This window comes from Streptomyces sp. NRRL S-37, from assembly GCF_000721605.1.
Classification (GTDB): Bacteria; Actinomycetota; Actinomycetes; order Streptomycetales; family Streptomycetaceae; genus Streptomyces.
The window spans coordinates 53,352-75,583 of sequence record NZ_JOIZ01000017.1; the positions used below are offsets into that span (position 1 = coordinate 53,352).

Sequence of the window (22,232 nt, forward strand, 5' to 3'; positions counted from 1 at the left end):
GCGCGCCGCGCTCCGCGTCACTTCAGTACGAGCGAGGTCCACGACTTGACCCACTGGTCACGGTTCTCGGCGATCTTCGCCGGGTCCATGGTCTCCGGATCCTCGGCCTGCGGCCCGAACTCCGTGAACTCCTCGGGCACCTCGGCACCCTCCAGCACCGGGTACACGAACATGTTGAGCGGCATGTCCTCCTGGAACTGCTTGCCGACCAGGAAGTCGAGCAGGGCCTTTCCGCCCTCGGGGTTCCTCGCGTTGCTCAGCAGCCCCGCGTACTCGACCTGGCGGAAGCAGGTGCCCTCGGCGACGCCGGTGGGCGCGGTCTTCGGCTTCGGGTCGGCGTAGACGACCTCGGCGGGCGGCGAGGAGGCGTAGGACACCACCAGCGGCCGGTCGGCCTTGGCCTTCTTGCCGCCGGCCGAGCCGGAGAATTCCTCGTTGTAGGCCTGCTCCCAGCCGTCGACCACCTTCACACCGTTGGCCTTGAGCTTCTTCCAGTAGTCCGGCCAGCCCTCGTCCCCGTACTCGGCGGCCGTTCCGAGCAGGAAGCCGAGGCCGGGCGAGGAGGTGGCGGCGTTCTCGACGACGAGGAGGTCCTCGTAGGCAGGCTTGGCCAGGTCGTCGAGGCTCTTGGGCGGGGTCAGGTCGTGCTCGGCGAACCACGCCTTGTCGTAGTTGACGCAGACGTCGCCGGTGTCGACGGGGGTGACCCGGTGCTTGTCCTGGTCCACGCGGTACGCGTCGAGGACCAGGTCGGATCCCTTCGCCTCGTACGGCTGGAACAGCCCGTTGTCGAGGGCTCGGGAGAGCAGGGTGTTGTCGACGCCGAAGAGGACGTCGCCCTGGGGGTTGTCCTTGGTCAGGATCGCCTTGTTCACGGCCTGCCCGGCGTCGCCGTCCTCGAGGACCTCGAGCTTGTATCCGGACTGCTTCTCGAAGGCGGCGACGACGTCCTTCGACACGGCCCACGAGTTGTGGCTGACGAGGGTCACGGTCCTGGACCCGCCCCCGCCGCTCGCGTCGTCGCCGTCGGACGACCCGCACGCGGACAGCGTGACCAGCCCCAGCCCGACGGCCAGGACCGTGACCTTCTTGGTGATGCCCACTTGATTCCTCCTGGAGTGACCAGGAAGAGACGCGGCCCTGCCCGGGACCCCTGGGCAGGGGTCCCGGGCAGGGCGCAACAGCTCGAGTGATGACCGATCTCCCTACCCAGAATGACCTGGGCCAGGTTCGGAGGGTCTGCGGCCGGTGCCGCACTCTCAGCGCTGTGGCGCTCCCCTGTCGGAATATGCAGATGTTCTTACTCGGGTCACATTACCGTTCGCTCGCGGCGAGCTGACCACACGCCCCGTCGATCTCCTGCCCACGGGTGTCCCGGATCGTCACCGGTACACCGTGCGCGGCGATCGCCTCCACGAACGCCTTCTCGTCCTCGGGACGGGAGGCGGTCCACTTGGAGCCGGGGGTGGGGTTGAGCGGGATGAGGTTGACGTGCACGGGGCGGCCCTTGAGCATCCGGCCGAGCCGGTCACCGCGCCAGGCCTGGTCGTTGATGTCCCGGATGAGGGCGTACTCGATGGACAGCCGCCGGCCCGACGTGGCCGCGTACTCGAACCCGGCGTCGAGGACCTCGCGCACCTTCCACCGCGTGTTCACGGGGACGAGGGTGTCGCGCAGTTCGTCGTCGGGGGCGTGCAGCGAGATGGCGAGCCGGCACTTGAAGCCCTCGCCGGTGAACCGGTGGATCGCCGGGACGAGACCGACGGTGGACACGGTGATCCCGCGCTGTGACAGCCCGAGGCCGTCCGGCTCGGGGTCGGTGAGGCGGCGGATGGCCCCGACGACCCGGTTGTAGTTGGCGAGCGGCTCGCCCATGCCCATGAACACGATGTTGCTCAGCCGCGCCGGGCCGCCGGGCACCTCGCCGTCCCTGAGCGCCCGCATCCCGTCCACGATCTGGTGCACGATCTCGGCGGTGGACAGGTTCCGGTCGAGGCCGGCCTGCCCGGTCGCGCAGAACGGGCAGTTCATGCCGCAGCCCGCCTGGGAGCTGATGCACATGGTCACCCGGTCCGGGTAGCGCATCAGCACGGACTCGACGAGCGTCCCGTCGAACAGCTTCCACAGCGTCTTGCGGGTGGTGCCCTGGTCGGTCGACAGGTGCCGTACGACCGTCATCAGCTCCGGAAGCAGCGCTTCCCGCAGCTTGCCGCGCGAACCGGCGGGGATGTCGGTCCACTGCTCCGGGTCGTGCGCGTACCGCGCGAAGTAGTGCTGCGAGAGCTGCTTGGCGCGGAACGCCTTCTCACCGGCCGCGACGACCGCCTCCTTCCGCTCGGCGGGCGTGAGATCGGCGAGATGCCGCGGCGGCTTCTTGGCTCCGCGGGGGGCGACGAAGGTGAGCTCACCGGGAACGGGACGGGCCACGGTCGGGCAACTCCTCAGGACGATGGGGGCCTGGCGACTCCGCACAGGCGGGGACGGCGGCACCTCTGTGCCTGGGCCGGGAGACGACCCGCGCGGGGCGGGGACGTACGAAAGGGCCCGCAGTACACCGCGAGCCCTTCCAGAGTACCTGTTCGCCGTCAACCCGATCCGACGAAGATCACCAGCAGCAGCCACACCACCGGTGCCGTGGGCAGCAGGGAGTCGAGGCGGTCCATGATGCCGCCGTGACCGGGGAGCAGGGTGCCCATGTCCTTGATGCCCAGGTCGCGCTTGATCATGGACTCGCCCAGGTCGCCCAGGGTGGCGCTGGCCGCGACCGCGAGGCCGAGCAGCAGGCCCTGCCACCACACGCCGTCGTCGATCAGGTACTGCATGCACAGCGCGCCGACGGCCATCGCGAAGGCCACCGCGCCCAGCAGGCCCTCGCGGGTCTTGCCGGGACTGATGCGCGGGGCGAGCTTCGTCTTCCCGAAGCGCCAGCCGACCGCGTACGCGCCGGTGTCGCTGACGACCGTCAGCAGCAGGAAGGTCAGGACGCGCCACGGGCCGTCGTCGGCGGTGAGCATCATCGTGACGAAGGTCGCCAGGAACGGCACGTAGAACGTCGCGAAGACACCCGCCGTGACGTCCTTGAGGTAGCCCTCGGGCGGCGCCGTCATACGCCAGACCAGCACCGCCAGCGCGGTGAGCGCCATGGCGACCCACGCGCCCTCGGCCCCCCGGGCGTACCCGGCGACGACCATGGCCGCACCGCCCAGTGCGAGCGGCACCAAGGGCGCCTTGATGCCCTTGCGCTCCCGCAGCCGCGACGTCAGCTCCCACAGGCCCACCACCACGGCGACAGCGACCACGCCGACGAAGACGGCCTTGACGACGAACAGCGACGCGACGATCACCACGCCGAGTCCGACGCCGACGCCTATCGCGGCACCGAGATCGCGCCCCGCGCTCTTCTTCTGCGGTGCGGGTGCCGGCTGCGGGGCGTCGGGCATGGGCTCCGGATTCTGCGGCACCTCCCCGGGAAGGGGTCGGGCCCGCGTCGGTTCGTCTCGGAACGGGGGGCCGCCCAGCCGAGCGGCCCCCCGTTCCACATCCTGGTCTCCGCCGTGTTCGGGTACGTCGGGCACGACGGGCATGGGGCGAGTGTGCTGCGCGTAGTGCGCATCGTACGCGGGACCCGCCGGGGCAGCCCCCTGGCCGGGCCCGTGGTCGGACGGTCCCCAGTACCCGGTCTGCGGCGTCCCCCAGGAAGAGTCGTTCATCAGACCTCGAGCAGCTCCGCTTCCTTGTGCTTCAGGAGCTCGTCCACCTGGGCGACGTACTTCGCGGTGGTGTCGTCGAGCTCCTTCTCCGCACGGCGGCCCTCGTCCTCGCCGACCTCGCCGTCCTTGACCATCTTGTCGATGGCGTCCTTGGCCTTGCGGCGGACGGAACGGATGGAGACCTTCGCGTCCTCGCCCTTGGTCTTGGCGACCTTGATGTAGTCACGGCGGCGTTCCTCGGTGAGCTCGGGGAACGTCACCCGGATGATGTTGCCGTCGTTGCTCGGGTTGACGCCCAGGTCGGAGTCGCGGATCGCCTGCTCGATGTTGCGCAGGGCGCTCTTGTCGAACGGGGTCACCACGGCCATGCGCGGCTCGGGCACGGAGAACGAGGCCAGCTGGTTGATCGGCGTCAGCGCGCCGTAGTAGTCGGCCACGATCTTGTTGAACATCGCCGGGTGCGCACGGCCGGTGCGGATCGCGGCGAAGTCCTCCTTGGCGACCACGACGGCCTTCTCCATCTTCTCCTCGGCCTCGAGGAGGGTCTCTTCGATCACCACTTGCTCCTGCGTGTCTTGAGTAGGCCCGGCCGCGGTTCCTGGTCAGGGGTTGCGGCCGGCTGCGTCGCGTCTTCTTCCTGCACGGTTCCCGACCGGCAGGACATTGTCCATCCCCCGGTCAGTTGCGGCCGGCTTGGTCGCCCACCAGCGTGCCGATCTTCTCACCCTTGACGGCGCGGGCGATATTGCCCTCCTTCAGGAGTTCGAAGACGACGATCGGGAGGCTGTTGTCACGGCAGAGCGTGACGGCCGTGGCGTCGGCGACCTTCAGGTCCCGGGTGATGACCTCGCCGTAGCCGAGCGCGTCGAACTTCACGGCGTCCGGGTTGGTCTTCGGGTCGGAGTCGTAGACGCCGTCCACACCGTTCTTGCCCATGAGCAGCGCCTCGGCGTCGATCTCCAGGGCGCGCTGGGCGGCGGTGGTGTCGGTGGAGAAGTACGGCATGCCCATTCCGGCGCCGAAGATGACCACACGGCCCTTCTCCAGGTGCCGTACGGCGCGCAGCGGAATGTAGGGCTCGGCGACCTGCCCCATGGTGATGGCGGTCTGCACGCGGCAGTCGACGCCCTCCTTCTCCAGGAAGTCCTGGAGGGCGAGGCAGTTCATCACGGTGCCGAGCATGCCCATGTAGTCGGAGCGGGCGCGGTCCATGCCGCGCACCTGGAGTTCGGCGCCGCGGAAGAAGTTGCCGCCGCCGATGACGATCGCGATCTGTGCGCCGTCCCGCACGACGGCCGCGATCTCACGCGCGATGGCGTGCACCACGTCGGGGTCGACGCCCAGCCCCCCGCCACCGGAGAAGGCCTCTCCGGACAGCTTCAGCAGAAACCGGCCGCTCACTTTGCCGTCGTCGCTCTTCTCAGCCTTGGTGGTCATCGTCGGTTCCCGCCTCTTTCACGTGTTGCACATACGAAGAAGGCCATTGCCGGTGGGGTGTGGTTCTCATCCCATGCGGCAATGGCCTCCTCGTCAGATCTGCTGTCGTCCGGCACGCGCCGTCGCGTGGACGCGTGTCCGAACGACTGCTGTCGACCCTATCGGGGTCGCGCGCCCGTCGCGGTGCGGACTCAGATGCCGACCTTGATGCGCGTGAAGCGCTTCAGGGTGACACCGGCCTCGTCCAGGACCTTCTGGACGGACTTCTTGTTGTCCAGCGCGTAGGGCTGGCCGAGCAGCGTGGCGTCCTTGAAGAAGCCGTTGAGGCGACCCTCGACGATCTTCGGCAGGGCGGCCTCGGGCTTGCCCTCGGCGCGGGTGGTCTCCTCGGCGACGCGGCGCTCGGACTCGACGACCTCGGCCGGCACGTCCTCCTTGGAGAGGTACTTCGGCGCGAAGGCGGCGATGTGCTGGGCGACGCCCTTGGCGATCTCGGCGTTCGGCTTGTCGAGCTCGACGAGGACACCGATCTGCGGGGGCAGGTCGGGCATCGTGCGGTGCATGTACGCCGTCACGTAGCCGTCGCCGAACTGCGCGAAGCGGTCCAGGACGATCTTCTCGCCGAGGTTGGCGTTGGCCTCGTCCACGAACGCCTGGACGGTCTTGCCGGCCTCGATCTCGGAGGCGAGCAGGGCGTCGATGTCGGCCGGGGAGGTCTTGGCGACGTGCTCGGCGATGGCGTTGGCCACGGCCTGGAACTTCTCGCCCTTGGCGACGAAGTCCGTCTCGCACTTCAGCTCGACGAGGACACCGGAGGAGTTGTCGTCGGCGATGATCGAGACCACGGCGCCGTTCTCGGCGGAGCGGCCCTCGCGCTTGGCGACGCCCTTCTGGCCCTTGATGCGGAGCGCCTCGACGGCCTTCTCGACGTTGCCCTCGGCCTCGTCCAGCGCCTTCTTGCAGTCCATCATGCCGGCGCCGGTGAGCTCCCGGAGCTTCTTGACGTCGGCGGCGGTGTAGTTCGCCATGAGTCTGTGAGTCTTTCTCGAAGTCTGGAGGTTCGGAGATCCGCGGGATCAGGACCTACTTGAGGGCAGGTACGTGACGCGCCGCCGATCCACGGGTGAACGGCGGGAGCGGATCACTTGTCACCGCTCCCGCCGTCATCGGCTCTGACGGGGCGGTCAGGCCTGCTCGGCCTCGGCGGCCGGGGCGGCCTCGGCGGCGGGGGCCTCAGCCGGCTGCTCGGCCTCGGCGGCGGCCGGAGCGGCCTCCTCGGCCTTCTTCTCGCCCGCGAGCAGGTCGCGCTCCCACTCGGCCAGCGGCTCACCGGCGGCCTTCTCGCCCTTGCCGGCCTCGGCGACACCGGAGCGGGACATCAGGCCCTCGGCGACGGCGTCGGCGATCACGCGGGTGAGCAGGGTGACGGAGCGGATCGCGTCGTCGTTGCCCGGGATCTTGTAGTCGACCTCGTCGGGGTCGCAGTTGGTGTCGAGGATGGCGACGACCGGGATGTTGAGCTTCCGGGCCTCGCCGACCGCGATGTGCTCCTTCTTGGTGTCCACGATCCAGACGGCGCTGGGCACCTTCTGCATCTCGCGGATACCGCCGAGGGTCTTCTCCAGCTTGGCCTTCTCGCGGGAGAGGACCAGCAGCTCCTTCTTGGTGAGGCCGGAGGCGGCCACGTCCTCGAAGTCGATCTGCTCGAGCTCCTTGAGGCGCTGCAGACGCTTGTAGACGGTCGAGAAGTTGGTGAGCATGCCGCCCAGCCAGCGCTGGTTGACGTAGGGCATGCCGACGCGGGAGGCCTGCTCGGCGATGGCCTCCTGCGCCTGCTTCTTCGTGCCGACGAACATGACCGTGCCGCCGTGGGCGACGGTCTCCTTGACGAACTCGTAGGCGCGGTCGATGTACGACAGCGACTGGAGCAGGTCGATGATGTAGATGCCGTTGCGCTCCGTGAAGATGAAGCGCTTCATCTTCGGGTTCCAACGACGGGTCTGGTGACCGAAGTGGACGCCGCTCTCCAGCAGCTCCCGCATCGTGACGACGGCCATGGCCGTATCTCCTTGAATTTCTCGGTTGTGCCGCGGATGCCGGACGGCTTCCGCGCCTGACGCCCGCGACGCGCCGTTGCCACGAAGGACCGAGGGGCGCTGACATCCGGGGTCCGGCCGTGACCGGTCCTGATGTCGGGGCGTGCGAAGTCGACCCGGTGGCCCGGGTCGCCACCAGAAGTGTACGGGACCCGCGAGGTGCCGGGTGACGCCGTTGTCCACAAACGGCCGGTGGTCCACGGGTCCGGGCGGTGATCACGGATGTCCGGAAGGCTCCTCCGCATGCGAAAGAGTGCATTCACGAGGGCGTGTGCGCGACTGGTCCTTCTGGTGGTCCTGACCCTGGCGGCGCTGCTGGCCCCGCCTCCGCCGGGACTGTCGGCGACGGGGGCGGGAGGGGTGGCGCCGGCGGGCGGGGACGCCGGGACGCCGGCCGTCGGACGGGCGTGGCCGGTGGGGGTACGGCCACGGGTGCTGCGCGGCTGGGAGCCGCCGGCGACGGTGTACGGGCGCGGGCACCGGGGCGTGGACCTGGCGGCTCCACCGGGGACACCGGTACGGGCGGTGGCGGCGGGCCGGGTCTCCTTCGCGGGCCGGGTGGCCGGAAAGGGCGTCGTCTCGGTGGAGCTGTCCGGCACGGGCGATCCCCCGTTGCGCACCACCTACGAACCGGTCCGCGCGTCGGTGGCCGAGGACGACGAGGTGACGGCGGGCGAGGTGATCGGCGCGGTGGAACCCACGGGCTCCCACTGCACGGCCCCCTGCGTCCACTGGGGCCTGCTGAGGAACGACACCTACCTGGATCCGCTCACCCTGCTCCCTCCATGGCTCCTGCGCAGGGGTCCGTCGAGACTGCTGCCGGTGCTCGGGGTGCCGATGCCTGCCTGAGAAGCGCACACCCGGGCCAGGACCGGACCGGGCGCGTCCCGCACCGGTACGGGGCCGCGGGAGCCGGACGGCCCCGAAGAAACGGCTGCCGACGGGCGCGGCCGCACCGGAGCCGTGGGGCCGGACCCGGCCGGCACCGGCCGGCCCCCGCACGGCCGGACCGAAGACACCCACGCCGGTACAGGACCACAGGAACCGGATCACGCCCCCGGACGGCCCCGGAGGAGCGACCACCGACGGGCGCGGTCACGCCGGGGCCGTGGGGCCGGATCAGGCGTGGTCCATGGCGGTCCGGGGTGGCGGAAGCCGGGGAAGAGTGCTCGGCGGCAGCCGGAGGAAGGGGCCCGGCGGCAGAGCCGGAGGAGGGGCCAGGGGAGACGCCGCCGTGGCGGGGCGTCAGCCGCGTACGCCTCCGAGGACCATCGAGACGGCCGCCTCCGTGATCGCTTCGGGATGTTCCGCCGCGCCCAGCTCGATACGGCGTACGGCCGCGTCGACCACACCCTGGAGGAGCATCGCCGCGAGGCGGGGCTCGGCGTGGTCCAGGTCGGCCAGGGCCTCGACGATCATCGCGATGAGGCCGCCGTGGGCCGCGCGGATCTTCTCCCGGGCGCCGGCGTCGAGTTCGCTCGCGGAGATCGCGACCACGGCGCGGTGCCGCCGGTCCCCGACCAGTTCCAGTTGCTTGCGGACGTACGCCTCGATCTTGGCCTCGGCGCCGCCGACGGCCGCCATCGCCGCCTCGACCTCCGCCGCCCAGACCGGGAAGTCGACCTCACACAGCTCCTCGACCACGGCGGCCCGCGAGCGGAAGTACTCGTACACGGACGAACGCGCGAGGCCGGTGCGCTCGGCGAGGGCCGGGAAGGTCAGCGCCTCCGTACCGCCCTCGGACAGCAGGGAGCGTGCCGCGTCCAGCAGGGCGGCTCGCTGCATCGACCGGTGCTCGGCCACGGAGGCCGCTCGAATCCTTGGCACGTCGTCCACTGTACGGACGCCCCGCCCGTGACGGCCAGAGGACCGGTCCGCTCCGGGCCGGAGGGGCTCAGCGGCCGAAACCCGCCAGTTTCGCGCGCAGCTGCAGCACGGACTTGGTGTGGATCTGGCTGACCCGGCTCTCGGTCACACCCAGCACATTGCCGATCTCGGCGAGGGTGAGTCCCTCGTAGTAGTACAGCGTGACCACGGTCTTCTCCCGCTCCGGCAGCGTGTTGATGGCCCGCGCGAGGAACCTCCTCAGCTCCCGGTCCTCGGCCACCTCCACCGGGTTGTCGGCGGCGGTGTCCTCCAGGGTGTCCATGAAGCTGAGCTGATCGCCGCCGTCGCCCCCGGCGTGCAGCAGCTCCTCCAGGGCGACGACGTTCGCCAGCGACAGCTGGCTGAAAACCGTGTGCAGATCGGCCACCGTGATGCCCATCTCACCGGCGACCTCGCTTTCCGAGGGCGTGCGGCGCAGCCGCGCCTCCAGCGTGGCGTAGGCGCGCTCCACGTTGCGCGCCTTCTGCCGCACCGAGCGCGGGATCCAGTCCAGCGCCCGCAGCTCGTCGATCATCGCGCCCCGGATGCGGGTGATCGCATAGGTCTCGAACTTGATCTCCCGGTCGACGTCGAACTTCTCGATCGCGTCGATCAGCCCGAAGACCCCGGAGGAGACGAAATCCGCCTGCTCGACATTGGGCGGCAGCCCCACACTGACCCGGCCGGCGACGTACTTCACCAGCGGCGAGTAGTGCAGGATCAGCTGCTCACGCAGTCTTTCGTCCCCCGTCGCCTTGTACGACCGCCACAGCTCGTCGAGCGTCGAGGGAGCGGGCGGCCGCACGCTGCCACCGTCGCGGGCGGCTGGGGGGATCGCCGCCCGGTCGGACCCGGAGGTGTGCTGGGGCATTCGTCGCCTTGTGCCGTTCTGCCGTGGACTGGTGCTGCCTGGATGCGCTGTCTGTCCGATGTCTGGGTGCCTGTCCTTGCCTGTCCGTGTCGGATCCTCGTGAGCGTAGCGTGACTACGGCGTCGCGGTGTGCGAAGAAGCGAGGTGGGACCGTGCGCAGATTCGTTCCGGGTGCCGTTCCACCGGGTCACACCCATCGCTCTGAGTGATCGACGGGGTAGCCCAACTGACGTAAATTCCAAGGGGTGTCGGGGTTCCCCCGGACGGCCGAACACGCTGTGTCAGCGAGGCCCGGGACCGTCCCGGACCGGGATCATCGCCTGGCGCGTCAACTTCCAGCCGTCGCCGTGTCGTTCGACGTAACCAAGTGCTCGCAGTTCGTACAGTCTGGCGATCGCGTCGTCCGGGGTGGTCTGCGCGGCGAGCGCGATCTCCTCCGGCCGGGCCGTTCCGCGCCCCGGCAGCGCGGCGAGGACCTGCCGGCCGGCCGGGTCGAGCAGGTCCCGGGGCAGCACCGGCCCCCGGCGTTCCGGCGCGAGTTCACCCATGTCACCGACCAGTTCCACGACCTCGGCGGCATCGGTGACCAGCACCGCGTCCTGCCGCAGCAGTTCGTGCACCCCGGCGGAGAGCCCGCTGGTGGCCGGCCCCGGCACTCCCATCGTGTGGCGTCCCAGCCGGCGGGCCGCCCGGGCGGTCACCAGGGAGCCGCTGCGGTGGGCGGCCTCGACGACGACGGTGCCCCGGGTGAGCGCGGCGATCACCCTGTTGCGGAGGATGAACCTGCTCGGTGTCGGGTGCTCACCTGGCGGCAACTCGCCGACGACCAGTCCCTGTTCGGCGATTCTGCCGATCAGCCCGGTGTGGCCGCGCGGGTAGGACCGGTCGACTCCGCAGGCGAGTACGGCGATGGTGGCGCCGCCCGAGCCGAGGGCACCGCGGTGAGCGGCGCCGTCGATCCCGTAGGCGCCGCCGGAAACCACGATCCAGCCGCGTTCGACGAGGCCGGCGGAGAGGGTGGCGGCCATGTGCGCGCCGTACTCGGTACAGGCGCGGGCGCCGACGACGGCGACCGAGCGCAGCGCCCACATCCGCAGGTCCGCTCCCCCGCGCACCCACAGCCCGAGCGGCCGGGCGTCGCCCAGGTCGTCGAGCTGTCCGGGCCATTGCGGGGTGCCGGGGCCCACGAAGCGCACTCCGGCGTCCCGTGCGACGGCGAGGTCCCTGTGCGGGTCGGCCCGCTCGGCCCGGGCCAGCAGCCCGGCCCACCGTTTGCCGCTCACCCCCGGCAGCGGGTCTCCCCGTTCCCGCAGCCGTCGCACCACGGCGTCCACGCCGAGCTCCCGCACCCAGCGGCCGCCGGTCTCGTCACCGGGTTCGACGACCCGGGTGAGGAAGACCCGGCCGAGCGGTTCTTCGCCGGGTCCCTCCACGGCGCTCACACCCCCGCCCCGATGGCCATGGGCACCCCGCGCGGGACGCCGGTGCGCAGTTGCAGGGCGAGGGCGACGTCCACGGCGCCGGGCCGCTCGTGGCCGGCCAGGTCGGCGACGGTCCAGGCGACCCGCAGGACCCGGTCGAGTCCCCGGGCGGTGAGCATGCCCCGTTCCAGGCTCCGCTCGGCGTCGTCCATGGCGCCGGGGGCGGCGTGCCAGCGGCTGCGCAGCTCCCGTCCGGGGACCTCGCTGTTGGTGCGCCACGGGGTGCCGGCGAGCCGTGCCGCGGCACGGTCCCGGGCCGCGCGCACCCGGTCGGCGACCGTGGCGGTGGTGTCGCCCCGGGTGCCGCCCGCCGTCAGTTCGTCACGGGTGACGCGGTCGACCTCGACCCGCAGGTCGACCCGGTCGAGCAGCGGCCCGGACAGCCTGGCCTGGTAGCGGCGGATCGCCGAGGGCGGGCACTCGCACTGCTCGTTCGTCCGCGAGAAGCGCCCGCAGGGGCACGGGTTGGCAGCGAGCACCATCAGGAAGCGCGCCGGGAAGCGCACGACACCGGCGCTGCGCGCGATGACCACGTGTCCGGACTCCAGCGGCTGCCGCAGGGCGTCCAGGGCCTTGCCGCTGAACTCCGGGGTCTCGTCCAGGAAGAGGACGCCCCGGTGCGAGAGGGACACCGCTCCCGGCCGGACCGTGGCGCCGCCGCCGCCGACGAGTGCCTGCATGGTGGCCGAGTGGTGCGGGGCGCAGTAGGGGGCCGTGTCGATCAGGGGTTTGTCCACGGGGAGCAGTCCCGCCACCGAGTGCACGGCCGTCACCTCGAGCGAGGCCTGCCGGTCCAGCGGCGGCAGGATCGACGGCAGCCGCTCCGCGAGCATCGTCTTGCCGGCGCCCGGCGGTCCCTCGAGAAAAAGATGGTGTCCGCCCGCCGCGGCCACCTCCGCGGCCGTCCGTGCCGCGAGCTGGCCCACGACGTCCGCGAAGTCAGGGCCCTGGTCGTGCGATGCCGGGCCGACGCCGTGCATCCCGGTGTCCGTCCCGGTGCCCGGGGCGCGCAGCCCCGCCAGCAGCGGGTCGGGGCGCGTCCGGTCCCCGGCGTCCTCCTCCGGCACGGGCTCGTCGGTGAGCACCGCGATCAGCTGGCGCAGGCTGCGGACGCCCAGGACGGACACGCCCGGCACCAGTGAGGCCTCTGCGGCGGCGCACTCGGGCACCACCACCTGCTCGTATCCGGCGTCGGCCGCGGCCAGTACGGCGGGCAGGATGCCGCGCACCGGCCGCACCCGGCCGTCGAGACCCAGCTCGCCGATCATGACGATGTCGCCGAGCACCCGCGGATCGATCCGTTCGGCGGCGCCGAGCACGGCGCAGGCGACCGCCAGGTCGAAGCCGCTGCCGGCCTTCGGGACCGACGCGGGGCTGAGTCCCACGGTGAGTTTCTTCTGCGGCCACTCGCCGCCGGAATTGACCACGGCCGCCCTGACCCGGTCCCTGCTCTCCGTCAGGCTCTTGTCCGGCAGCCCCACCAGGGTGAAGGCCGCGACCCCGGGCTCCAGGTCGGCCTGGACCTCCACGACCACGCCCTCGACGCCCACCAGCGTCACCGAGCACGTACGCGCGAACCCCATGTCAGGCCACCCCCCGGACGTGCTCGACCACGGGTGCGCCGCGGGCCGGCAGCAGCACGCCGACCAGGTCGATGCGGACACCGCCGGGCGGTGCTCCCCCGTGTTCCTGGAGCCAGCGTTCGGCGAGGCCCCGCAGACGGTCGGCCTTGGCCGCCGTGACCGCCTCCATGGGGTGCTGGAAGGGTCCTGCCCTGCGGGTCTTCACCTCGCAGACGACCAGGGCGTCCCCGTCGCGGGCCACGATGTCGATCTCGCCGGTCCTGCCGCACCGCCAGTTGCGCTGCAGGACCGTCATCCCGGCCTGGGTCAGCCGCCGTGCGGCCAGTGTCTCGCCGTACCTGCCGAGTGCGCTGCGTGCCCGGTGCGAGTCCCGCGCACTCCGTGTGCTCCGCGTGTTCTGTGTGCTCCGCGTGTTCTGTGCGTTCGTGTTCCGCGGGTTCTGTGCGTTCATGTCGGCACCACCTCCGGCGCCAACGGTCACGCATCCCGCCCGACGGAGTGGATCTTGGTGCGGAACTCGGCGACTGTGGACAACTCCGTCACCCGCACGAGTACGGCGGTCACCCGCCCGGCAGCTCCAGGTCGCTCTTGTTGAGCTCCTCGATGTTCACGTCCTTGAACGTCAGTACGCGCACCTGCTTCACGAACCGGGCCGGCCGGTACATGTCCCAGACCCAGGCGTCCGCCATCGACACCTCGAAGAACACCTCGCCCTGGACCGAGTGCACCTGCATCTCGTAGTCGTTGGTGAGGTAGAAACGCCGTTCGGTCTCGATCACGTATTTGAACAGACCGACGACATCGCGGTACTCCCGGTAGAGCTTGAGCTCCATCTCGGTCTCGTACTTCTCGAGGTCCTCGGCGCTCATGGCATGTTCCCCTTCAGCCGTGCGATCCCACCATTGTGCGCCAGTCCCGGGCGTCACTGGACGATTTCGGTGTCCAGGGTCACGGGTCCGGCCGGGGGGCCTTCGTCGAGCAGCGTGCGCAGCAGCCCGGCGAGTCTGGTCGGATACACCGTCTCATGCGCCCGGGCGAGTTCCGGGTACGTCCACCAGCGGGATCCGGTGACACTGCGCCGCTCCAGCTCGGTCAGCGCCGTGGCCGCGGTCTCGGTCCGGGTGGTGCGGGCGAGGTAGTACCACTCGTCCTGGTCCCAGCGGCGGCCGGCGAACGGGAAGGAGCACCTCCGCCGCCACAGCACGGGTCCGAGTTCGACCTCGGTGATGCCGGTCTCCTCGGCGAGTTCCCGCAGGGCGGCCTGTTCACGGGTCTCGTCGCCCTCCACACCACCGCCGGGCGTGAACCACCAGTCGTCGGCCGGGTCGTCCGGTTCATGGCCGTGCAGCAGCAGGATGCGGTCCCGCGGGTCGAGCAGGACGACCCGGGCGACCCTGCGCAGTCCGCCCGTGTACGACTCCCCGGCCGCCGGGACGGGCTCAGCGGGCACCGGCGGTCCCCGCCTCGGCCCGGGTCCGGGACGCGTCCGCCCGCTTGGCGAAGGGACCGTACGCGGCCCCGCCGAGAATGAGCACCGCACCGGCGATCACCAGCGCGACGACGGTCCTGAGCGGGCCCGGCGAGGAGAGCGCGCCGAGCCGTTCGAAGCCGGTGGGCGCCTCGAGCATGCCGTTCACCGGCCAGACCACGGCGTCGACCCTGGCCTGGACCGCGTCGCGGGAGACGGTGCCGTCGGCGGCGTCGGTCAGATGGGCCGTGGAGTCCAGCGACCCGGAGCGCTCGTCACCGAGCAGGAACAGGCGCCCCTTCGGCACGGTCACCTCGGGGATGGCGCCGGACTCGGCCGCCGTGCCCTCGGAGAGATACGGCTCGTCGATCTCCTCGCCGTTGACCTCCAGCTTGCCGTCCCGGCAGCAGGAGACCGTGTCACCGCCGACGGCGACCACCCGCTTCACCAGGGGCAGGTCCGACCACGTCGTGTCCGTGAAGACGACCACGTCACCACGGCGGACGTCGGCGCCGTCGATGCGCTCGGCCAGCACCCGGTCACCGGCACCGATCGTCGGCTCCATCGACGGGGTGGGCACGGTGTACGGCCGGTACAGCACCGCTCCCCAGACGAATCCGCCGAGGAACATCACCAGGCCCAGGGCCACGGCCAGCCCGGACAGACGCTGCCCGGTCCCGCTGCCCGGGCGCCTGGTGCCAGGGACCGTACGCGTCGTGCTCTGACCACTCATGGGCGGCACCCTACCCGGCGGTACCGGACAGGGTCAGCCCTCCCGGCGGCCCTCTGCGACGCCGTGCCGCCGGCGCCGCCAGAGCACCAGCGGCACCGCGCCCGCGAGCGCGAGTCCCTGGGGCGCGGCCGTCAGGACCGCGGCGGGCGACGGTCCGGCGGCCAGGCCGGGCTGGTCGAAGGTGTCCGGGACGGGCAGGTTGGTCCAGCGGTTGACCGGCCAGGCGATGACGACGGCGCGGCCGACGACCTTGTCCACGGGGACCATGCCGTTGTTCTTGTCGCCCTGGTTGTAGCGCGAGTCCCGGGAGTTCTGCCGGTGGTCGCCCATGACCCAGATGTGGCCCTCGGGGACCTTCACCTTGAACTGGCCGCCCTGGTCGTCCTGGCTGCACGGGGTGTTGCCGGGGTACACGTACGGCTCGTCCAGCGCCGTGCCGTTGACCTTCAGCGGGCCGGTGCCCTTGCACTCGATCGTGTCACCGCCGACCCCGACGACCCGCTTGATCAGGTCCTTCTCCTCCGCGGACGGCATCAGACCGATCCAGCTGAGGGCCTTCTGCAGGAGGTTCGGATCGGGCGTCGGCTCGCCGGCCAGCCAGTTGTCGGGGTCGTGGAAGACCACGACCTCACCGCGCTCGGGCTCGGAGCCGAACCAGGGGGTGAGCTTGTCGACGAGCACCCGGTCGCCCTGCTGGAGGGTGTTCTGCATCGAGTCGGAGGGGATGGAGAACGCCTGCACCAGGAACGTCTTGATCAGCAGCGCCAGCACCAGCGCGATACCGATCAGGATCGGCAGCTCCTTCCAGAAGGAGCGGGGCCGCTGCACCTGAGGGCTGCCGTCACCCGAACCGCCCTGCGCCGTGGAGGGGTGTCCGTCCCCGGGTCCGTCACCGTCACCGTCACCCGCCGGGGAGCCGTTCCCGGAGGTCACGAAGTCGTCAGCCCCCGGACCCGCCGCTCCCACGGGACGTCCGCGGTGTTCCTCGCCCCCGCGCCCGGACCGTGCGCCAACCGCCGCATCCCCCACGCCAACTCCTCACTCTCTGCCGCCGCCCGCGCCATGCCCGGCGCAGGCCCACCACTCCCATAACGAGCGGGAGTTCCGCAGGGCTCGGGAGCTGGACCATTCCATCGGGACCGTCCGGGGCAACCCTATGCGACAGCGGGGCGGCCGCGGTCGACCCCGGCGCCGAGTCCGACACGGACGCGTAGGCCGCAGGCTCCTCCAGGGTGCTCCAGTGGCCGAGCGGCCAGGCGATGACCATGGCCCGGCCCACCACCTCCTCCTCGGAGACGGTGCCGCCGTAATCGGTGTCCTGGTGGGAACGGGAGTCGGCGGAGTTCGCCCGGTGGTCGCCCATCACCCACAGCCGCCCCTCGGGGACGGTGACGTCGAACGGGGTCGTGGACGGGGCGTTGCCGGGGTACAGGTAGTCCTCGTCCAGGGGGACGCCGTTGACGGTGACCCGGCCCTGCTTGTCGCAGCACTGGACGCGGTCGCCGCCGACGCCGACGACCCGCTTGATGAGGTCCTTCTCGTTCTCGGACGGCAGCAGTCCGATGAAGGTGAGACCGTCCTTGATCTGCTTGATCCCGACGGGGTCGTCCTTCTTCGGCGTGGTCTGCTCGTCCTGGAGCCAGCCGCCGGGGTCCTTGAACACGACGACGTCCCCGCGCTGCGGCTTGGATCCGAACCACGGGGTGAGCTTGTCGACCAGCACCCGGTCGCCGATCCGGATCGTCTGCTCCATGGAGCCGGACGGGATGACGAAGGCCTGGACGAGGAACGTCTTCAGCACCAGCGCTATCACCACGGCGACGCCCACGAGGAGGGGGATCTCCTTGACGGCGCTGCGCCTGCGGCGCCGCTTGACCTTGCGCTGGAGCTTGCGCCGCTCGGCCCGGCTGCGTCCGGGGCTCGGACCGGCCGCGCGGCGGGAGCCGGTGGGCAGCAGGTTCTCCGCGGCGCTGTCCGGGACGCCGCGGGGTTTGCCGCGGTTACCCATGGGCGTCCTCCGCCGCGTCCGTCTCCGGGGCGGGCACGCGCGCGTAGGCGTCGGGCCGGTGCAGCCGGGTGGCGTGGTCGAAGGGCCATACGATCCCGTCGGCGCGGCCGATCACGCCGTCGACCGGGATCATGCCGCCGCCGGGCGAGCCGAGGTGGTCGCGGGAGTCGCTGGAGTCGCTGCGGTGGTCGCCCAGGACGAACAGGCGCCCGTCGGGCACGACGACGTCGAAGGACACCGTGGAGGGGCTGTCGCCGGGGAACAGGAAGCCCGACTCGTCGACCGACCGGCCGTTCACCCGGATCCTCCCCTCTGCGTCGCAGCAGACCACATGGTCCCCGCCCACCCCGACGACCCGTTTGACGTAGTCGGCGTCACCGAAATACCCGGTGCCGTCGAACACGATCACGTCACCGCGCCGCGGCCCGGCGCCGAAGCGGTATGCCAACTTGTTTACGAGCACGCGGTCCCCGACCCTCAATCCGTGTTCCATCGATCCGCTGGGGATCTGGAACGGCCGCGCCACGAACGTGTTCACCGCCAGCAGGAACAGCAGGCAGAGCAGCAGGGTCAGGGTAATCCGCCCACCGGGCAGCCATGGCGTGAAGCGCGACACCAACGCGGAACGCGACCGCCCCTCCGGCCCCGCCGTCCCCGAGGTGTTCTCGGGTCCGGCCGGGGGGAGGGAGCGGTCGCGCTCCGTCGGCTGTGCTTCGGTGTCCATCGGGGCCAGATGCTATCCGGCCGCGATATGACGCCGGTAAAGCGCTCAGCTGTCGCGCTTCTCCTTGATCTTCGCCGCCTTGCCGCGCAGCTCGCGCAGGTAGTACAGCTTGGCGCGGCGGACGTCACCGCGGGTGACGAGCTCGATCTTCTCCACGATCGGGGTGTGCACCGGGAAGGTGCGCTCGACGCCGACGGAGAAGGAGACCTTGCGGACCGTGAAGGTCTCGCGCACGCCGGCGCCCTGACGGCGGATGACCACGCCCTTGAACTGCTGCACACGGGAGCGGTTGCCCTCGATGACGCGCACGTGGACGTTCACGGTGTCGCCGGGACGGAAGGCGGGGACGTCGCTGCGCAGCGACGCGGAGTCGACGGAGTCGAGCAGGTGAGACATTTCGTCTGCTTTCTTCGCTGATGCCGCAGGTCATCAACGGCAACTAGAGGCTGGGGTCGATGCCGTGCGGTTCGGGACGGGCGTCGTGTCCCCCTGCGGCAGGGGCGCACGCCGGACGACGCACAGCAGCGGCCTATTCTTCCACGCCGCCGGTCCTGCGCCAAAATCGGCCGTACGGCTCTCCGGCGGGATCCGGTTCCCAGCCCAGGATGGACAGCATCTCGCGGTCCTTCTTGTCGAACGCCCCGGGCTCGCAGCGCTCGATAAGGTCGGGCCGGTTGGCGGTGGTCCGGCGCAGCGCCTCGTCGCGCCGCCAGCGGGCGATCTTCCCGTGGTGGCCGCTGAGCAGCACGTCCGGGATGCCGCGCCCGCGCCACCGCGGCGGCTTGGTGTGGACGGGGCCCTCCAGGAGGCTCGCCATGGCCCCGGGCGCGAAGGAGTCGTCGCGGTGCGACTCGGCGTTGCCGAGGACGCCGGGGAGCAGCCGTGCGACGGCCTCCGTGACGACGAGGACCGCGGCCTCCCCGCCGGCCAGCACATAGTCACCGATGGACACCTCGTACACGGGCATCCGGGTGGCGTACTCGTCGATGACACGGCGGTCGATGCCCTCGTAGCGGGCCGGGGTGAAGACCAGCCAGGGGCGCTCGGAGAGCCGGACGGCGAGTTCCTGGGTGAAGGGACGGCCGCTGGGGGTGGGGACGATCAGGGCCGGCTCGCGGGAGCCCGCCTCGTAGCCGTCCGCCAGGACCGAGTCCAGCGCGTCTCCCCACGGCTCGGTCTTCATGACCATGCCGGGGCCACCGCCGTACGGGGTGTCGTCGACGGTGTTGTGCCGGTCGTACGTCCAGTCGCGCAGATCGTGCACGTGGACGTCGAGCTGACCGCGTGCGCGTGCCTTGCCCACGAGGGAGACGTTCAGCGGTTCGAGGTACTCGGGGAAGATCGTGACGACGTCGAGCCGCATCACGCCTCGTCTCCGGAGTCCCGGGACGAGGCGACCTCTACGCGGTCGTCGATCAGTCCCGGCGGTGGGTCGATGACGGCCCGCTGCTCCTCCAGGTCGATCTCGGTGACGATCTCCTCGACGAACGGCACGTACACCTCGGTGCCGTCGGGGCGCTCGACCACGAAGAGGTCCTGGGTGGGCAGGTGCGAGATCTCGGTGATCCGGCCGACCTGCTCGCCGTCCTTCGTGACGACGTCGAGGTCGATCAGCTGGTGGTCGTAGTACTCGTCCTCGTCCTCGGGCCGCTCGTCCGGGTCGACGTCGGCGATGAGGAGGGTGTTGCGCAGGGCCTCGGCGGCGTTGCGGTCGCGGACGCCCTCGAAGCGCAGCAGGAGGCGGCCGCTGTGGACGCGGCCGGTCTCGATGGTGAGTGGCCCGACGGAGGGGGGGTCGGTGGTCAGGACGGCACCGGGCCCGAGCCTCAGCTCCGGTTCGTCGGTACGGACCTCCACGGTGACCTCGCCCTTGATGCCGTGGGCGCGGCCGATGCGAGCGACTACCAGCTGCACTGTGCTTGTTCTCCTGTCGGACTGCGACGAGCCGTTCACGGCTCATACGACTGCGGGCCGGGGACGGCCCAGTGGCCCTCCCCGGCCCGAGCCGGTGCTGCGTTCGGCGTCAGCGGACGTGGTCCACGTCGACGAGGTCGACACGGACACCGCGGCCGCCGATGGCGCCCACGACGGTGCGCAGAGCGCGTGCGGTGCGGCCGTTGCGGCCGATCACCTTGCCGAGGTCGTCCGGGTGGACCCGGACCTCGAGCACGCGCCCGCGACGCAGGTTGCGCGAGGCGACCTGCACATCGTCAGGGTTGTCGACGATGCCCTTCACGAGGTGCTCGAGAGCCTCCTCGAGCATGCTCAGGCCTCGGTCGACGCGGACTCGGCGGCGGCCTCGTCCTTCTTCTCAGCCTTCTTCTTCTGGGTGATGGCCTCACCCTTGCCCTCGTCCTCGCCACCGAGCGCCTCGAAGGACGGGCGGGCGGGCTTCTCGGCCGCCTGAAGCAGCGGGGCCGGGGCGGGCTCGCCCTTGAACTTCTGCCAGTCGCCGGTCTTCTTCAGGATGGCGAGCACGGGCTCGGTCGGCTGGGCGCCGACACCGAGCCAGTACGCCACGCGCTCGGCGTCGACCTCCATCACCGACGGGTTGTACGTCGGGTGGTACTTGCCGATCTCCTCGATGGCCCGGCCGTCACGGCGGGTACGGGAGTCGGCGACGACGATGCGGTAGTGAGGCGAACGGATCTTGCCCAGACGCTTCAGCTTGATCTTGACTGCCACGGGAGTGGACTCTCCTGATTTTGACGTGGTTGGGCACGACGGGATGTGCCGCGTGGGGTTGCGGTACCCGAGTGCCCGATGGACGCGTCAGCCGGAGGAGAGAGGGGTCCTGTTCGGCTGTCGAGTACAGCTAGCCATTCTGCCACACCCTGTGGGGCGGGGGTGACCGAGGGGTGGGCGCGGTCGACGGGCGCCCGGCGCCGGTGCGGGTCGCGCGGCGCGGTACGGGATACCCCGCGCCGATGTGGGCCGGGGGATGTCCGCGCGGCCCGGCGCTTACGGGGTGCCTCCCCCAGGGGTGGTACCCCCAGCCCACCCTCCCCCAGGCCCTTAAGGCACTGGGGGAGGCACGGGTGGGCGCGAGGGCGGCACGAGCGATGGCCACTCCGCGTCTCCGGCACCCACGAGATGCCTGAGACGGTCAGCTCGCCGCTGCCACCACTTCCGGGATCCGGAAGGGTTTGCCGCAGCCTCCGCAGACGATGGGGGCCTGGGCGAGGACCGAGGGGACGACGCGGACGTTGCGGCCGCAGTCGCAGACGGCCTTGACGCGGACGCCGCCCCCGGAGGAGCCGTGCCGCGCGGCCGGTCCGCGGAAGCTGCGGGCCGTGTCGCCCGCGGTCGCCGCGGAGTGGGCCTTCAGGGCGCGCTGGAGGCGCTCCGTCGTCGGGCGGTAGCGGCGCTTCGCCTCGGGGGTGAGCGTGACCAGGGAGAAGCCGCTGCTGGGATGCGGTTCCTCGGGGTGGTCCAGGCCCAGCTCCTCGGCGATCGCGAGGAATCTGCGGTTGTGGTAGCGGCCGGCGCGGGATGTGTCGCGTACACCGCGCGCGGCGGCGACGCCGTGGACTGCCTCGTGCAGCAGTCGTTCGAAGGAGAGTTCGTGACCGCACGCGGACGACGACTCCCCGATCAGGGACTCGGGCGCGGCAAGATCGGGCAGCTCGGGGTGGTACCGCTGAATGTCGGCCCACGCCTGCGCCAGTTCTGCGGCGAGAACAGGTGGTGTCTGTGTCGTGCTCACGTAATGACAACGAGCCTGGGTGCCTCTGTGTTCCGATTCCGGGGCATCCCAAATAATTTGCACGTACCCGTCAGTTGCCGCTGATGCGTCCTGACGAGTACGGGTGCGCTGATCTGCGGAGAAGCCTCGCAGCTCGCCTCAAGGTGGTACGTAGGCTGACGTACGCCCCCACGTGTAAGCGGTCTCCGCGCGGCGGCGCGCGTGAGGCCCTCGGGGTACGCAAGAGGCGTTTCGGTCGCTCTCGCGGGGACCCGGCGCCCGGCTCGGCGGGCACGCCACGGGCGCGACGTTACCGGGTCCGCCCCCGCGACCGCGCACCGCCCCGCCACAAGCCGTTCCCGGTTCCGTGGACCTTGGCCGGAACCGGCGTACGGGTGGCTTCGCCGTGGCGGACCGGACGGTCCGGGATTACCGGAATGTGAATTCTTGCCACTGGCACAAGCCGACTGCCGGCCGCGGCCGCATTCCACTGGACGACACGACGAGGGCGGAGTTTCCTGGCATACGGGGGGTGTGCGGGCGCACTGCACGGGGGCCAGGGAACGGGGA

At 71.0% G+C, this 22,232-nt stretch carries 25 protein-coding genes and 1 riboswitch; of the genes, 1 reads left to right on the top strand and 24 read right to left on the bottom strand.

Going from position 1 to position 22,232, the window contains the following annotated elements:
- Positions 1-17: 17 nt before the first annotated feature.
- From IH50_RS0124140 to rpsB, 7 genes are all read right to left on the bottom strand, one after another.
- Entirely contained in the window at positions 18-1,103 is a 1,086-nt protein-coding gene (locus tag IH50_RS0124140; protein WP_030866072.1) for a thiamine ABC transporter substrate-binding protein, read from the bottom strand.
- Between the two features lie 81 nt (positions 1,104-1,184).
- A riboswitch (TPP riboswitch) is annotated at positions 1,185-1,290 on the bottom strand.
- 24 nt (positions 1,291-1,314) lie between these two features.
- Positions 1,315-2,427, bottom strand: a complete 1,113-nt coding sequence (gene rlmN / locus IH50_RS0124145) for a 23S rRNA (adenine(2503)-C(2))-methyltransferase RlmN (RefSeq protein WP_030866076.1) — start codon at positions 2,425-2,427, stop codon at positions 1,315-1,317.
- A 158-nt stretch (positions 2,428-2,585) separates the two neighbouring features.
- On the bottom strand, positions 2,586-3,710 hold the full coding sequence (locus IH50_RS0124150; RefSeq protein WP_078914084.1) for a phosphatidate cytidylyltransferase: 1,125 nt from the start codon (positions 3,708-3,710) through the stop codon (positions 2,586-2,588).
- Positions 3,710-4,267 (bottom strand): ribosome recycling factor, encoded by a 558-nt coding sequence (gene frr, locus IH50_RS0124155; protein WP_030866079.1) that lies wholly within the window; start codon positions 4,265-4,267, stop codon positions 3,710-3,712. The genes IH50_RS0124150 and frr overlap by 1 nt, the downstream gene beginning before the upstream one ends.
- A gap of 121 nt (positions 4,268-4,388) precedes the next feature.
- Positions 4,389-5,147, bottom strand: coding sequence for a UMP kinase (gene pyrH, locus IH50_RS0124160; protein ID WP_030866081.1), 759 nt, complete (start codon positions 5,145-5,147; stop codon positions 4,389-4,391).
- 191 nt (positions 5,148-5,338) lie between these two features.
- Positions 5,339-6,175 carry a translation elongation factor Ts gene (gene tsf / locus IH50_RS0124165; RefSeq protein WP_030866082.1) on the bottom strand — a complete coding sequence of 279 codons (837 nt, stop codon included), beginning with the start codon at positions 6,173-6,175 and terminating at the stop codon, positions 5,339-5,341.
- A gap of 156 nt (positions 6,176-6,331) precedes the next feature.
- The gene (gene rpsB / locus IH50_RS0124170) at positions 6,332-7,204 is read right to left on the bottom strand and encodes a 30S ribosomal protein S2 (protein WP_030866085.1); all 873 of its coding nucleotides are present in this window, start codon (positions 7,202-7,204) and stop codon (positions 6,332-6,334) included.
- A 282-nt stretch (positions 7,205-7,486) separates the two neighbouring features.
- Here rpsB and IH50_RS0124175 point away from each other — a divergent pair, with 282 nt between their 5' ends.
- Entirely contained in the window at positions 7,487-8,092 is a 606-nt protein-coding gene (locus IH50_RS0124175; RefSeq protein ID WP_030866087.1) for a M23 family metallopeptidase, read from the top strand.
- Between the two features lie 396 nt (positions 8,093-8,488).
- Here IH50_RS0124175 and IH50_RS0124180 read toward each other — a convergent pair whose 3' ends face one another.
- The 17 genes from IH50_RS0124180 to IH50_RS0124265 all read right to left on the bottom strand — a co-directional run bounded on the left by IH50_RS0124180 (position 8,489) and on the right by IH50_RS0124265 (position 21,683).
- On the bottom strand, positions 8,489-9,046 hold the full coding sequence (locus IH50_RS0124180) for a TetR/AcrR family transcriptional regulator (RefSeq protein ID WP_030866089.1): 558 nt from the start codon (positions 9,044-9,046) through the stop codon (positions 8,489-8,491).
- A gap of 91 nt (positions 9,047-9,137) precedes the next feature.
- Positions 9,138-9,980 (bottom strand): RNA polymerase sigma factor WhiG, encoded by an 843-nt coding sequence (whiG, locus tag IH50_RS0124185; RefSeq protein ID WP_030866092.1) that lies wholly within the window; start codon positions 9,978-9,980, stop codon positions 9,138-9,140.
- Positions 9,981-10,261: 281 nt separating this feature from the next.
- Complete coding sequence (gene dprA, locus IH50_RS0124190) at positions 10,262-11,422, bottom strand: DNA-processing protein DprA (RefSeq protein WP_030866095.1); 1,161 nt, start codon at positions 11,420-11,422, stop codon at positions 10,262-10,264.
- Positions 11,419-13,044 (bottom strand): YifB family Mg chelatase-like AAA ATPase, encoded by a 1,626-nt coding sequence (locus IH50_RS0124195; RefSeq protein WP_030866097.1) that lies wholly within the window; start codon positions 13,042-13,044, stop codon positions 11,419-11,421. Before IH50_RS0124195 ends, dprA begins: the two co-directional genes overlap by 4 nt.
- A gap of 1 nt (position 13,045) precedes the next feature.
- Positions 13,046-13,525 carry a YraN family protein gene (locus IH50_RS0124200; RefSeq protein WP_107062130.1) on the bottom strand — a complete coding sequence of 160 codons (480 nt, stop codon included), beginning with the start codon at positions 13,523-13,525 and terminating at the stop codon, positions 13,046-13,048.
- A 79-nt stretch (positions 13,526-13,604) separates the two neighbouring features.
- Positions 13,605-13,913 carry a DUF2469 domain-containing protein gene (locus IH50_RS0124210; protein ID WP_003965949.1) on the bottom strand — a complete coding sequence of 103 codons (309 nt, stop codon included), beginning with the start codon at positions 13,911-13,913 and terminating at the stop codon, positions 13,605-13,607.
- Between the two features lie 53 nt (positions 13,914-13,966).
- Positions 13,967-14,494 (bottom strand): NUDIX hydrolase, encoded by a 528-nt coding sequence (locus tag IH50_RS0124215; RefSeq protein ID WP_030866102.1) that lies wholly within the window; start codon positions 14,492-14,494, stop codon positions 13,967-13,969.
- Complete coding sequence (gene lepB / locus IH50_RS0124220) at positions 14,484-15,245, bottom strand: signal peptidase I (RefSeq protein WP_030866107.1); 762 nt, start codon at positions 15,243-15,245, stop codon at positions 14,484-14,486. The genes IH50_RS0124215 and lepB (IH50_RS0124220) overlap by 11 nt, the downstream gene beginning before the upstream one ends.
- Positions 15,246-15,278: 33 nt before the next feature.
- The gene (gene lepB / locus IH50_RS0124225) at positions 15,279-16,274 is read right to left on the bottom strand and encodes a signal peptidase I (RefSeq protein WP_037872814.1); all 996 of its coding nucleotides are present in this window, start codon (positions 16,272-16,274) and stop codon (positions 15,279-15,281) included.
- A complete protein-coding gene (gene lepB / locus IH50_RS0124230; protein ID WP_030866116.1) occupies positions 16,186-17,253 on the bottom strand; it encodes a signal peptidase I in 1,068 nt (355 codons plus the stop codon). The genes lepB (IH50_RS0124225) and lepB (IH50_RS0124230) overlap by 89 nt, the downstream gene beginning before the upstream one ends.
- Positions 17,246-17,977, bottom strand: a complete 732-nt coding sequence (gene lepB, locus IH50_RS0124235) for a signal peptidase I (RefSeq protein WP_030866120.1) — start codon at positions 17,975-17,977, stop codon at positions 17,246-17,248. Before lepB (IH50_RS0124235) ends, lepB (IH50_RS0124230) begins: the two co-directional genes overlap by 8 nt.
- A gap of 45 nt (positions 17,978-18,022) precedes the next feature.
- The gene (rplS, locus tag IH50_RS0124240; RefSeq protein WP_030866123.1) at positions 18,023-18,373 is read right to left on the bottom strand and encodes a 50S ribosomal protein L19; all 351 of its coding nucleotides are present in this window, start codon (positions 18,371-18,373) and stop codon (positions 18,023-18,025) included.
- Between the two features lie 133 nt (positions 18,374-18,506).
- Positions 18,507-19,340 (bottom strand): tRNA (guanosine(37)-N1)-methyltransferase TrmD, encoded by an 834-nt coding sequence (trmD, locus tag IH50_RS0124245; RefSeq protein WP_030866124.1) that lies wholly within the window; start codon positions 19,338-19,340, stop codon positions 18,507-18,509.
- The gene (rimM, locus tag IH50_RS0124250; protein WP_030866127.1) at positions 19,340-19,891 is read right to left on the bottom strand and encodes a ribosome maturation factor RimM; all 552 of its coding nucleotides are present in this window, start codon (positions 19,889-19,891) and stop codon (positions 19,340-19,342) included. Before rimM ends, trmD begins: the two co-directional genes overlap by 1 nt.
- Before the next feature lie 109 nt (positions 19,892-20,000).
- Entirely contained in the window at positions 20,001-20,240 is a 240-nt protein-coding gene (locus IH50_RS0124255) for an RNA-binding protein (RefSeq protein WP_003973401.1), read from the bottom strand.
- 2 nt (positions 20,241-20,242) lie between these two features.
- Positions 20,243-20,662 (bottom strand): 30S ribosomal protein S16, encoded by a 420-nt coding sequence (rpsP, locus tag IH50_RS0124260; protein WP_030866131.1) that lies wholly within the window; start codon positions 20,660-20,662, stop codon positions 20,243-20,245.
- A 421-nt stretch (positions 20,663-21,083) separates the two neighbouring features.
- Positions 21,084-21,683: a hypothetical protein gene (locus IH50_RS0124265; protein WP_030866134.1), complete on the bottom strand. Its 600-nt coding sequence runs from the start codon at positions 21,681-21,683 to the stop codon at positions 21,084-21,086.
- Positions 21,684-22,232: the final 549 nt, after the last annotated feature.